Origin of the sequence: Caldisericum sp. (assembly GCF_049967455.1) — a bacterium.
Lineage (GTDB): Bacteria > Caldisericota > Caldisericia > Caldisericales > Caldisericaceae > Caldisericum > Caldisericum exile_A.
This window is the reverse complement of sequence record NZ_JBMFSR010000014.1, coordinates 16619-29083: the sequence shown is the minus strand read 5'-3', so window position 1 is coordinate 29083 and position 12465 is coordinate 16619. Positions and strand designations below refer to the sequence as shown.

The window sequence follows — 12465 nt, the reverse complement described above, 5'->3', positions numbered from 1 at the left end:
TTTTCTTATGGCGCGGTGAGGTGTAAATTTTTCAACCATCGCATTATTATAAAAAAAATTTTTTGGATTACAAGTTTTTTAATTTGCAAAAAAATGTTATAATAGATAAGTGCTTTTAAGGAGGTAATTTATGGAAGCTATTGCTGTGCAAAATCTCACAAAGTACTATGGAGATGTTAAAGCAGTTGACGGCATCAGTTTCGAAGTCCACGAAGGAGAAATATTTGGCCTTATTGGACCAAATGGTGCTGGTAAAACAACTACCTTAAGAATTCTTTCAACGATTATAAGAAAAAATGCAGGAGATGTAAAAATTTTTGGTTACGAGTTGGGAAAAGATGACGAAAAAATCAGAACTATCATAAGTTATCTTCCAGAGGAAGCAGGTGCCTACAAAACGCTTACAGGTTTTGGGTATCTTCAATTCATGGCAGGTTTCTATGCAAGTGATAAGAAAGAATTTGACGAAATTTTAGAGAGAGGTATAAGTATTGCAAGTCTTGGTGATAGAATTAAAGATAAGGTATCTACATACAGCAAAGGTATGACGAGGAAACTTCTTTTAGCAAGAGCATTGATGCATCTCCCAAAGCTTGCAATTCTTGATGAACCAACATCTGGACTTGATGTGATAAATTCAATAGAGGTAAGAAACATAATAAAAGACTTCGTAAAAAATGGTATAACGGTGTTGCTCTCATCTCACAATATGCTTGAAGTTGAATATCTTTCTGATAGAGTTGCTTTGATTGATAAAGGAAAAATACTTGATATAGGCTCTCCAAAACAACTCAAAGAAAAATACAACGCTTCCAACCTTGAAGAAGTGTTTATGGAGGTTGTAAAATGAAAAATCTTCTTAATCTTTTGAAGAAGGATATACGAGAAATACTTACCCCACAATTATTAGTCCCATTGGTGATAGTCGTAATTTTCTATGGTTTGATAGGAAACGTTGTACAAACAGAAACTAAGAAGGCAACAAACCCTGAACCCGTGCTTGTAGTAGATTACGATAAAAGCGTTATTTCAAATCAATTTATTGAGAATTTAAAATCTGTTGCATTACCAGAAGTATATTATGGAGGTATTGTCGATCCAATTAACTATGCAACCTCAAAGAAGATTGATGTGATAATTGAAATTCCACAAGGTTTTGAATCAAATATTAAGTCGTTCAAACAACCTGAAATAAAGATTTACTCCGTTATTAAAGGAATTTCTGTTATGTCGGTCTCGCAACCTGCAAGAGTAAAAAGTGTTGTTTCTGCTATTTCTGAAACTCTTTCTGACATGTACATAAAGAATTTTACAAATATTGATCCAAGGATAGTAAAAAACCCAATAGCGCTTAAAGAATATGTTGTAGTAAATGGAAAACAGAGCGAAGCATCGCCTGAAATGGTCTCAAATTTACTTATGTCCCAAGTAATATTTATTCCAATAATACTTGCGTTTGTTATTATTTTTGCATCTCAAATGATCGTGAGTCTCATTGCAAGCGAAAAGGAAAACAAGACTCTGGAAACTTTAATGACAGTTCCTGTAAAACGTCCATATATAGTGCTCTCCAAAATGCTTGCATCCTCTATTATGGCTTTGATTATTTCGGCATTTTATCTTGTTGGGATGCGAAGTTACTTTAGCGGGATCTCCCAAGGTCAATTTTCTAATGCGCAAAGCTCTTCAATTCTTAAGGCACTTAATCTTGTTTATACACCAACGCAGTATTTTTACATAGGGCTTTTGCTGTTTCTTACAATTTTATCCTCGCTTGCTCTTGCAAGCATCCTTGCAGTGTTTGCAGAGGACACAAAATCAGCACAGATGTATTTGACACCTCTTATGATACTCATAATGATCCCGTATTTCCTTTCACTTTTTACCAACATTGACACTTTGAGCATACCTCTTAAAATTCTTGTTTATCTTATACCATTTTCGTATCCATTTATTGCCTCGCAAAAAATACTTTTTGGATCTAAATCAATTGTATATATAGGAGTTTTATATCTTACACTATTCTCTGCAATTGCGATTTTAATAGCAACAAAAATTATCTCCTCTGATAGGATCTTCACAACTAAAGTAAAGAAGGCTACATTTCACCTTTTAGGAAGGTAGAATGAAAAAAGTTTTTATTGTAATTTTGATATTAATAATTGTTCTACAGCTTCCGGTTAAAAATGCAAATTCTTTTACTCCCAATGTACTTACACTTACAAAGTTAAAAGGACTTTGTATAAGAGCAGATGATTTAAACAAGAGAGGTATTGAAAAATCACTAAAGGAAATAAGTGAGTATGGCTATAATACAATTTTCATTTTAGTAAAAACACCTGAAGGACAAGTTATTTTTCCGTCAAAAAATTTCCCCGTTTTAACCGATACACTTCCACAAATAATTGAAATCGCTCAAAAATACAATCTAAAAGTCTATGCGTATTTTCCTGTAATGATGGATAAGAATTATGGAACAAAACATCCAGAAGATTTAATGGGGAACCTTGGCTATGAAAAAAATACTTATTATATTAGTCTTCTTTCAAAAAATTATTTGAATTATATAAAATTATTTATTTCAGAACTCCTCAAATTTGATATCGATGGACTCGTTTTTGATTATATACGATACCCAAATGGAAGTTACGATTTCTCAAATTCGTTTGTGTCTTTGGGAAAGTCAAACGGAATTGATATGGATTATGTTAAAAGTGTTGCCTACAAAACCTTTATAAAACCTGCTGATTGGAAAACAATGTTTATACTTTATGAGAAAAAAGATAAGGATATTGTAAATTGGGTAAATTTGAGGGAACGTGTTCTTAAAGATGTAGCAATAGAGTTAAAAAATTATGCCTCACAAAAAAGGACAAATCTCAAATTTGGTGCATTTCTTGTTTCACGAGGCTACAGGTATGACTCAATAGAAACTTCTCCATCAATTAAAAAAACATATGCATATCAAAAGGTTAATTTCTCTTATTTTGGGGATACCTTTAATGGAATTCTTGATTTTGTGATTCCGATGATTTACCTTTCAAGCCTTGAAGAGAAAGAAGACTATGTAACAGTTGTCACAAATAAGATTAAATCATTGACGAAAGGAAATCTTGAAACATTCGTTGGCGTAAATCCAAGTGGTATTTCTTTGAAAGATACTGAACTTGAAATTTTCAATGCTTACCTTTATTCTTCTGGTGTAGTATTATTTAGATATCCTCTCTTTAATATGGGAGATTTAATTTTAGAAAATCCGTTGGAAGAAGGCAGGGAAGTCTTATATACTGTAAAAAATAATCTTGGGAATACAAGAAAAGAAAAAACCATCTTTAACGACAACTTTGTACCAAACGCAGAAAATGAGGTTATTATAAATCATTTTTATAAATTTTATACACTTGTTTTTAAAGTCGAAGATTTGTCATATTTTGTAAATGGGGAAAGGTATTCAATGGATGTTAGCCCAATTATAAGAGATTCACGAACATTCGTACCTGTTAGATTTTTAGGAGAAGCAGTAGGTTTTAAAGTTTCATATGATCCAAAGAAAAAAGAAGTTTTGTTGGACAATGGAAATATAATTTTAAAAATTGGAAGTAATATATATAAATCTTTTGGAAATGAACTTTCGATGGATACCGCACCTTTCATAGAAAACTCAAGAACTTTTGTGCCTTTGAGGTTTGTTATGGAGGCATTTAATTTTAAAGTTGATTGGGATGAATCTACTAAAAGTATAACTATAAGAGGAATCATTAGAGTGGATTAGTTAGTAATCATTATACCAGTGTCTGTTTTCTTTGCTTGATATAGCGCTTCGTCAAGGCTTTTAAGAAAATCTTCTAATGATTCTCCCTTGTATTCTTTTATCCCAATTGATGTTGAAAGATTGATTTTTCCGTCAATGTTTATGGATAGAATAGCCTCTCTTAGTCTTTTTGCGATTTGAAAAGCCTCTTTTCCGTCTGCTTCTTCAAGTTTTATTAGAAACTCGTCTCCACCAAATCTAAAGATGTAGTCAGATTGTCTTAGGTTTTCTTTTAACGCCTTGGAAAAAGCAACAAGAGCCTTATCACCTATTTCATGTCCAAAGGTATCGTTTATATACTTAAACTTATCAAGGTCAAGCATTAGACATGAAAACCTGCTTCCATATCTTCTGTATCTATCAATATTTTTATTAAGAATATGATACAGCTGTTGCCTTGTTTGCACCTCAGTCAGCTTATCAAGAGTTGCAGTTCTAAAAAATTCTTCAACGAGTTTATTTTTCTTAACAGCGCTTGAAATTAATTCAGAAAAAACAAGAGCAATTTCCCAAAAATCTTCATTGTAAGTGTTTGGAGAATAGCTATCGATATTAACAATATAACTGACTCTATTATCTAATATTATTGGTATTCCAATCCAAGATAATGGATATTTACCAACTTTTAGCCAAAAACCGTATTTTGATGTATCAGGAATTATAAGGGGCTTTTGAGTATCTTTAATAACTTCAAGATTTCCGCCAGCGCTTCCTTCGCTCAAATGTTTCTCAAGTACACTTGCAGCAATGTCATCAACATTTTTAAAAGCAACAAAGTGGTAAGGTTTTTGAGAGACATCAATAATAGTTGCTGATTCTGCGTTAAAGACAATAAACGCTAAATTTGTTATTTTCCAAAGTGCTTCTTCAATTGTAAGGCTCTCCTCTAATTCCGCAATTGCCTTTAATATTCCTATTAGATTATGATCCATGGCTTCTTAATTTTTCTACATAGAGAAGTCTATCGCATTCTATTATTAATTCATCACGGCTTTCATTGTTATATTCTTTAATACCAATAGAAACGCTTGGTTTAAAAGAAACTCCCAAGTCAATCTTTGAAAGATTGCTTTTAATACGCTTAGCTATTTGTACTGCTTTTATTTTATCTGCATGTGTTAAAATAGCTGCAAACTCATCTCCTCCTATACGAAAAGCGATATCAGAGGCTCTTATTGAATTTCTCAAAACATCAGCAAACTCTCTCAAAAAAGTATCACCAACAAGATGTCCAAATGTATCGTTTAGACTTTTAAATCTGTCAAGATCCATAAGGAGAAGTGTAAATTTCGTTTGGTATCGTTGAGCCTGTGTAATCTCATATAAAAGCCTATTTTCAAATTCCCTTCTGTTATAAAGTTTTGTAAGTGGATCTGTTATTGAATCCATACGGTATCTTTCAAGTAGCAGGTTCTTAGTAATTGCTATGTTTACGGTCTTTTGGAAAGTTTCAGCAAATTTTACATCATCTATTGTGTAATAATTTGGAATATCTTTACCAATATTAATGACAATAAAAACGTTATTTTCTAAGTCTGAAAGAGGAATTCCCAACCATGATTTTGAATTCTCGCTTGTAACTGCCCATCCTGGAAATTCATTGGTATTTGGAATGTAGTTTATTTTTCCAGTTTTCACAATTGCATCAATATGCTCCCCAAAATATGGGGAATTTATCTTATTTTCAATTTCCGTTAATTTTTCTAAGTCCAAACCTTTTGAACCCAAGAATCTGTAAAGCCCCTTACCATTTGAAGTGTCAAGAATACTTACAGAATCTGCTCCAAAAAGGACACTCGATGCCTTGATAATCCACATGTATGTCTCTTCAAGCACTAAAGTATTACTAATTTTTATTGAATACTCTATAAGATTGTTTATTCTTAGCAAATAATTTTGTTGCTTTTCAATATTTTCTCTGTTTTCTTTTATTGTAATTAAGGTTTCAATGAGAGGGAGAAAATTCTCCAAACTATTTTTTACTTCATGTATATCCGTTTTATTTGATAAACTCTTAATTATGAAAATGCACTCTAAATCTCCAAATTTGCATTTAACAACATCTTCAAGATCGCTTTGGTTGATATTTTTATTCGCACTATTTTTCTTAGGTATGACTTCATTTTTATCTTTTATAAAAACTTCAAGAACGCAATTCAAATTTTTAAAATAGTTTTTCAAAATTGCAAATACTTCTTCAATGTTTGATTTTTTAAGAAGATCTTCCTTAATTTTATTTTCAATTGTCATCTTCTTAACTTTTGATTCAAGTCCTTCTAACTCTTTTAACGAAATGTGTTGCAAAGCAAAGAAAGTAAATGAAATTAAAAAAGCTAAAGCAACAAAGCTTTTTACAAATCCTAATTCGTTTGTTTTAATCATTAAAACAATAAATATATAAACTAATGTTAGTAGCAAAAATAAAGATAAAACTCTTACTATGACCTTATAGAATTTCAAAAAGTTTTTCGTCATCTAAGATAGATTCTTTAATGTCTTCTTTTAAAATACTTTCAATCTCCTCTTTTGATTGTAGCGCAACTTTAACAACCAATGGGTCAAATTGAATCCCACTAAACCTAATAAGTTCTTCCATTGCTTCATTAAGAGTTTTTCTTTTTGAATGGGGTCTTCCAGATACCATTGCATCAATTGCATCTGCTACATGGACAATTCTACTTGAGATAGGTATTTCACTGCCTTTTAAGCGAAAAGGATAGCCTTTACCATTAAACCATTCATGATGATAAAGCACAGTTTCTGCAACACTTTCAAGTATTTTAAGCTTTTTAATTAATTTGTATCCTAACTCAGGATGTCTAATGATATCCTCCCGTAGCTCTGGTGTAAGGGGGGTGTCATTTTTAAGAATATCCTCTTTTATACCAATTTTTCCTATGTCGTGGAGAAGTCCCCCAATTCTACATCTTGCAATTTCAGTGGCTGGCAGTCCCATGTTTTCTGCAATAATCTCTGCAATTTTTGAAACTCTCAGTGAGTGTCCTGCGGTATAGGTGTCTTTTAATTCCACAGCAGTAATCAATGCTTTAAGCATCTCAATAAAACTATTTTTTATTGTATTTACCAACCGAATTTCTGCTATAAGTGATGCTGCCATATTGACAAGCATTTCTGTCCTGTTTAGCTCTTCTTCATTAAATTTCTTGTTTCCAAGCTTTGTAAGAAGTATAACTCCATAGAGTTCATCGTTAAACACTATCGGTACTGCAAGAAGTGCAGAGTCCTCATTTGGTGTTCCGGGTATATGCTTTGCAATGTTACTTTTGTTTGCACTGTTTAAGTATTTTGGGGTCTTTTCTAATGCAACTTTACCTGAGAACCCTTCACCTAACTTCAATCTTGTCTTCAAAATTTGATCTCTATAGATTCCCTCTACATACTCTGGAATAAGCGTATCGATACCATCAAATTTAAAGTAAGTGAATTCATCGGCATTTGTAACTGTTTTAAGTATATTCCACATCTCTCTTAAAAAATTTTCTTGTTCTTCAAGTTCGTACAACATCCGCGAAAGTTTTTGAGCACCGTTTAAAATTATTTCTTGTCTTTTAATTTTTTTACTTAACTCATTTATCCTGTAGAAAAAATAAAAAGCAAAAGTTAAAGATATAAGAAGTGAAATTAAAAGGAAGATATTTATGTTATTCATACGTTAAACCTGAAATGGACAATCTCTTTGTTTTTTACAATATAATTTGCACCTTCAATTCTTAATAGCCCTTTCGCCTTTGCCTCCTTAAAGGAAAAATTAACGCTCTTAAAATCCTCATAAGAGATGACCTCCGCTGCTATAAACCCTCTTTCAATATCAGAGTGTATCTTTCCTGCAACTTTTTTGGCATTTAATCCCTCCTCAAAAAGCCATGCCCTTACTTCGTCCTCTCCAACTGTATAAAAGACATTCAAATGAAGTAAGTTCATTATAGTCAAATCTAAAACTTCATTTATTGCCTCTTTTTCAAGATTATAAGAGTTAAGAAATTCCCTTTTTTCATCTTCATTACTCAATTTAGAAATCTCCTCCTCAAGCAACACAGGAATTACTGCAAACTCAGTTTCTTTGTAATTAAATTTCTGTCGCAGGTTCTCCTTTATTTCGCTTCTTTTTGGAATTTTTTCTTCATTAATATTGATAACAAACAAGGTAGGTTTTAGAGTAAAAAGTCCAAAAGACTTTGTGGATAACTTTTCTTCCTCTGTTAAATCAAGGTTTCTTAAAGGAACTTCATTGTAAAGTGCGTCCTTAAATTTTTGAAGAGTTTTTTGTTCTAAAGCTTTATCGGGTGTTAATTTTTCCTTCTTGAGTTTTTCAAGCCTTTTCTCAACAACATCAAGATCAAGAAGGATTAAATCGCTTTCAAAGATTTTTAGATCAGTTTCAACATCATCTTTGCTAAAATTATCGACAACAGTTATAAGTGCATCAAATTGTCTAATTGAGGAAAGAATTTCATTTCTTCTTTTGGCTTGTTCAATACCTGACGGAATACCTGGTAAATCCACAAATGTCATTGTTGCAAAAGTTGTTTTCTTTGGTTTAAAAACACTTGAAAGAAGAACAATATTTGGATCAAAAATTTTTACATCTGCTATATTTTCTTTTTCAATGCTCAAAGGGATTTCTTGCCCTACAAGTGCTTTAAAGAGAGTCGTTTTTCCGCTTTGCGGTAATCCTACAATCGCAACCTTCATATTTAAATTATATTCCTTTCTTTAGAAATAAAAAATGGTAGCGTAGCAGGGAGTCGAACCCTGATCTGGGGATTGAGAGCCCCCCGAACTAACCGTTGTTCTACTACGCCACCTGGCTGGGAAGGATGGATTCGAACCATCATTAGAGGATCCAGAGTCCCCTGTCCTACCATTAGACGACTTCCCAACGCAAGTTAAATTATAAGGAAATCAAAAAATTTTTCAATAGGGTTATTTGATTTCTTCTTCTTGAATTTCAACACCTTTTTTCTTTAAAATTTCTTTACCCTTTTCTTTTACTTCTTCAACTTTTTGGGCAACAGTTTCCTTTAATTCTTCACCTTTTTCTTTTGCCTTCTCTGTTATTTCAATGCCCTTTTCTTTAATCATTCTTCGAGTCTCATCACCGGATTGGGGAGCATAAAGTAACCCAACTACAAAGCCCACAAAAGCACCGATTAAAAATCCACCAACAAATGAATCAACTTTGTTCTCGCTCATTTCTACCTCCTAAAAATTTTTTGTACATATTATAACCCTGTATCACACCTAAAGCAATTTTTCCAATATTTAAAATTTGACTTAGAAAGCTTTGTTGTTTGCCTATTTGAGCTAAAGGTTGCAAAAATCCATTTAGAGTAGTTATCATGTTTATGTTTCTAATTAGACTTTTTGTCTCCTGAGTTATGCCTGTTGTATTTCTAAGCGTCTTTTTAAGTTCTTCAGAAAGCATATCAATATTTCTTTCAATAGTCTTTAGGGTCATCTCAACCTCTGTAAGAGTTCTTGTTAAATCTCTTTGAAAATTAAGAAGAAATATGAAAGTTCCTGCTACACCAAGAAGAAGGGAAATTGCAATAATCCAAACTGCTATTGTGAGACTCATTCCATAACCTCCTTATATAGGGAACCCCAGGTAGGCCGTGACTTAGCAGATTCTGGAGTCCCGAAGGACAAGTGGGGGCTTAAGCACTTTTCTGGGAAGCCCGAAGGCTTCAAACCTTCTGGTGCATCCACCCCCAAGACTATTGTGTTGGCCCCAATCCGCTAAGTTTAACACGAACCTCCCAGAGTTCCAATTATATTTTACTACAATATTAAATATTTTCAACTACCGCATTAAAGTACGCATATAGTAATAAATATATTGCTGCGCATAACCTGAAAGATTTCCAAAGGTTGTTCTTCCGAATCCTGTAAGTTTTCTTATTGAACCCTTGATTCCAAAAAATTTTTCAAGCCCCTTCACTATCCAAGTATCAACAGGAAAGGCACTTAAATCACCATAGCCAAAAAGTATTATGCATTCAGATACCTTGTCGCCAATTCCCAAAATTGATTTTAGAAATTTCTTTTTTTCTTCGTAAGGTAAATCTTTTATTTTATAAAGATCTTCTTCTGTATAGTTTTTAATTAGATTTAAGAAAAATTTTTCCCTGAAACCCAGCCTTAAAGAACTAATCGCATCTAAGGGAAGTTCAAGCATATCCATTCTTCTTGGAAAGAGGTAAAATATCAAGCCATCTACTTCAATTGACTTATTTGTTAGATATGCAAGTTTATTAAGTCTTGAGGTAATTACTGGTATCTGAGATTGTATTGAAAATATAAAAGAAATTGTGGTTTCATAAGGTTCCATTTTCATAAGCCTTATGCCTTTTGAAAATTCAACTACTTCTTTCAAATTTGGCGCAATTTTAATAATTTCCTGATTTATACGAGTTACGTCGTGTGAAAGTCCAAAAATAGAATAAAAATCTTCCTCTGATAAGTACTTCCCAAAGACTTCAACTTTAAGTTTTGTTACATCTTTAAAAATTTCTTCTCTTATCTTTATTAAGCTCTCCTTATACGGATAGTAATAAGCACCATTTTCAAAGAAAAATCTGAAAGTTTGCCCACATTTAAGTGTTTTTTCCAATGAAAAGTCTTTTACTTTTGTTTCAAAGCTATTTTGCAAGTTCAAAGATTGCTTTTCCATAAATTTTTGCTAAATTGACTAAATGGTCAATTTCAATATATTCGTTTGCCATATGTTCTACCTTTTCCATTTCTTCAAATGTAGGCCCAAAAGCAACGCCCATATCCATTGCTCTTGCGTAAGTTCCACCACCTATGGCAAGGGTATAACCCTTTCTCCCAGTAGTTTCTTCGAAAACTTTAAGAAGCGTTTGAACTAATTCTGAATCTTCTTTTACATATAGAGGATTTTGATTTTTATACTGGGAAACCCTTAATCCGTAATCTTTTCCTGCTTCATTAAAGCCGTTAACTATCCTTTCAAAGTTATCAGTGATTGGATATCTAATGTTGAAAGTTAACTCTGCAAAAGATTCATTTACTTCTATTACACCTAAATTCATTGTTAATTTTCCTGAAAGCGTGTCCTCATTTGCAATCCCCATAAGCCCGCCGTATACATCATTCCCAACTTTATTTACAATGAAGTTAAGTACTTCTTTTGTTTCTCTGTGTTTAACTTCACTCAAAATCGAATTTGCAAGTTTTACAATTGCATTTATTCCCTGTTCTGGAAGTGCTCCATGTGCAGATTTCCCATGAGCTTCTACAATATTTCCTTTTACTTCAATTCCTTCATCAAGGTTCAATAACTTTAAGGCATCTTTAAATTCCGCTTTCGCATAATCTGGCACCATGTTTGGTCGATTTCCACCAATGATTTTTACTTCTTCATTTTTGGTTTCAAAATCTCTTCTAAGTGTTATATTTAAAATTCCCTTTTCCCTATTGATAAGTGGAAATTCTGCATCAGGGGTAAAGCCTATAAGTGGATCATGCACTACTTTTTTAAAATGTTCCATACATTTCCAACCTGTTTCCTCGTTTGTTCCAAAAACAATTCTTACTCTTTTCGACAACTTTACTCCAGTTTCTTTTAGCGCATAAGCGCCAAAAAGTGCTGCCATTGTAGGGCCTTTATCATCTATGGCTCCCCTTCCATAAATTTTTCCGTCGTGGATTTCTGCACCATATGGTGGATAAATCCAATTACTTCCCTCTGGCACAACATCAAGATGGCCAAGAACACTAATTACATCTTTCCCATCACCAAATTCTGCATATCCAACGATATTGTCAATATTAACTGTTCTAAAACCGAGATCTTCAGAAATCTCAAGTGCAAGTAGAAGTGCTTTTTTTACATTTTCTCCAAATGGTGCATCGCTTGTATGTGTTCCTTCAACACTTGGCACCCTTATAATCTGCTGAGTGATTTCAATGAGTTTTTTCTTGTTTTCTTCTATGAATTTTTCCATAATACGCCTCCTTCAGGTTATTTTAACATTTTTTTGAAATTTTTCGACACGTTTGCCATAGTATATAATGCGAAAATATTTTCGTATAATTTATAGGAGGTATTAGATGGATGAGCGATAAATTCGATTTACTGAAGGATTATGTAAGGATGCTTGCTATTTACTATGGTAAGAATTTTGGTGTTCCTATTGAAGACCTCTTTCAGGAAGGTTTTCTTGCCTATTATGAGAACCTTAAGCACTATAAAGGCCTTAAAGAGAAAGAGTTTGTTCTTGTTATGAAAAGGATTGTTAATAGGGCTATGTATAGGTTGGTAAAAGAGGAAATTAAAAGAAGGGCAAAAGAGGTTAGCATAAGCGATTTGGAGGAAATGTGAAACAATTAGACTACGAATTAGGTTTAATTTTTGATAGAGTATCTCTTAAATTAGATGCAAAAGAATACGAAATCTATTGGTATTTAAGGTATAAGAGAATGCCCTACGATAGTCCTACAAATATCGCAAGAGAATTAGGAATTCCTCGTACAACCTATATTTCAAGGAAAAAGAAACTTGAAGAGAAATTGAGAAAGTTAATTATTGAAATGATTGGAGAAGACGGTGTAAGAAGAATAAACGAAAAATTTTTTAGAATTGGTGATTTTGAATAAAATATAAAGTT

13 protein-coding genes and 2 tRNA genes are annotated in these 12465 nt (G+C 32.6%); 5 read left to right on the top strand and 10 right to left on the bottom strand.

Going from position 1 to position 12465, the window contains the following annotated elements; all coding sequences use genetic code 11:
• Window positions 1-130: 130 nt before the first annotated feature.
• The 3 genes from ACP5SP_RS04690 to ACP5SP_RS04680 are packed head-to-tail and all read left to right on the top strand — an operon-like array spanning window position 131 to window position 3772.
• Window positions 131-850: an ABC transporter ATP-binding protein gene (locus ACP5SP_RS04690; protein ID WP_424586771.1), complete on the top strand. Its 720-nt coding sequence runs from the start codon at window positions 131-133 to the stop codon at window positions 848-850.
• Window positions 847-2124: an ABC transporter permease gene (locus tag ACP5SP_RS04685; protein ID WP_428076099.1), complete on the top strand. Its 1278-nt coding sequence runs from the start codon at window positions 847-849 to the stop codon at window positions 2122-2124. The genes ACP5SP_RS04690 and ACP5SP_RS04685 overlap by 4 nt, the downstream gene beginning before the upstream one ends.
• A 1-nt stretch (window position 2125) precedes the next feature.
• Window positions 2126-3772, top strand: coding sequence for a stalk domain-containing protein (locus ACP5SP_RS04680; RefSeq protein ID WP_424586773.1), 1647 nt, complete (start codon window positions 2126-2128; stop codon window positions 3770-3772).
• On the opposite strand, the gene ACP5SP_RS04675 is transcribed toward ACP5SP_RS04680, so the two are convergent.
• The 10 genes from ACP5SP_RS04675 to pepV form a co-directional block, all read right to left on the bottom strand.
• Window positions 3769-4743 (bottom strand): sensor domain-containing diguanylate cyclase, encoded by a 975-nt coding sequence (locus ACP5SP_RS04675; protein WP_428076098.1) that lies wholly within the window; start codon window positions 4741-4743, stop codon window positions 3769-3771. The two genes, ACP5SP_RS04680 and ACP5SP_RS04675, sit on opposite strands and share 4 nt — an antisense overlap.
• On the bottom strand, window positions 4733-6193 hold the full coding sequence (locus tag ACP5SP_RS04670) for a GGDEF domain-containing protein (protein WP_428066914.1): 1461 nt from the start codon (window positions 6191-6193) through the stop codon (window positions 4733-4735). Before ACP5SP_RS04670 ends, ACP5SP_RS04675 begins: the two co-directional genes overlap by 11 nt.
• Before the next feature lie 64 nt (window positions 6194-6257).
• A complete protein-coding gene (locus ACP5SP_RS04665; protein ID WP_428076097.1) occupies window positions 6258-7481 on the bottom strand; it encodes an HD domain-containing phosphohydrolase in 1224 nt (407 codons plus the stop codon).
• Entirely contained in the window at window positions 7478-8524 is a 1047-nt protein-coding gene (locus tag ACP5SP_RS04660; protein ID WP_424586777.1) for a DUF933 domain-containing protein, read from the bottom strand. Before ACP5SP_RS04660 ends, ACP5SP_RS04665 begins: the two co-directional genes overlap by 4 nt.
• A 35-nt stretch (window positions 8525-8559) precedes the next feature.
• A tRNA-Glu gene (locus ACP5SP_RS04655) sits at window positions 8560-8634 on the bottom strand.
• Between the two features lie 3 nt (window positions 8635-8637).
• A tRNA-Gln gene (locus tag ACP5SP_RS04650) sits at window positions 8638-8711 on the bottom strand.
• 44 nt (window positions 8712-8755) lie between these two features.
• Window positions 8756-9025 (bottom strand): YtxH domain-containing protein, encoded by a 270-nt coding sequence (locus tag ACP5SP_RS04645; RefSeq protein WP_416085058.1) that lies wholly within the window; start codon window positions 9023-9025, stop codon window positions 8756-8758.
• Window positions 9006-9410, bottom strand: a complete 405-nt coding sequence (locus ACP5SP_RS04640; protein WP_416085057.1) for a DUF948 domain-containing protein — start codon at window positions 9408-9410, stop codon at window positions 9006-9008. Before ACP5SP_RS04640 ends, ACP5SP_RS04645 begins: the two co-directional genes overlap by 20 nt.
• A gap of 225 nt (window positions 9411-9635) precedes the next feature.
• Entirely contained in the window at window positions 9636-10505 is an 870-nt protein-coding gene (locus ACP5SP_RS04635) for a DNA-3-methyladenine glycosylase 2 (RefSeq protein ID WP_424586778.1), read from the bottom strand.
• Window positions 10474-11802: a dipeptidase PepV gene (pepV, locus tag ACP5SP_RS04630; protein ID WP_428076096.1), complete on the bottom strand. Its 1329-nt coding sequence runs from the start codon at window positions 11800-11802 to the stop codon at window positions 10474-10476. The genes ACP5SP_RS04635 and pepV overlap by 32 nt, the downstream gene beginning before the upstream one ends.
• 110 nt (window positions 11803-11912) lie before the next feature.
• On the opposite strand from pepV, the gene ACP5SP_RS04625 reads away from it, so the two are divergent.
• Together ACP5SP_RS04625 and ACP5SP_RS04620 are read left to right on the top strand one after the other, a co-directional pair.
• Window positions 11913-12179, top strand: coding sequence for a hypothetical protein (locus ACP5SP_RS04625; protein ID WP_416085054.1), 267 nt, complete (start codon window positions 11913-11915; stop codon window positions 12177-12179).
• Window positions 12176-12454 carry a hypothetical protein gene (locus ACP5SP_RS04620; protein WP_424586780.1) on the top strand — a complete coding sequence of 93 codons (279 nt, stop codon included), beginning with the start codon at window positions 12176-12178 and terminating at the stop codon, window positions 12452-12454. Before ACP5SP_RS04625 ends, ACP5SP_RS04620 begins: the two co-directional genes overlap by 4 nt.
• Window positions 12455-12465: the final 11 nt, after the last annotated feature.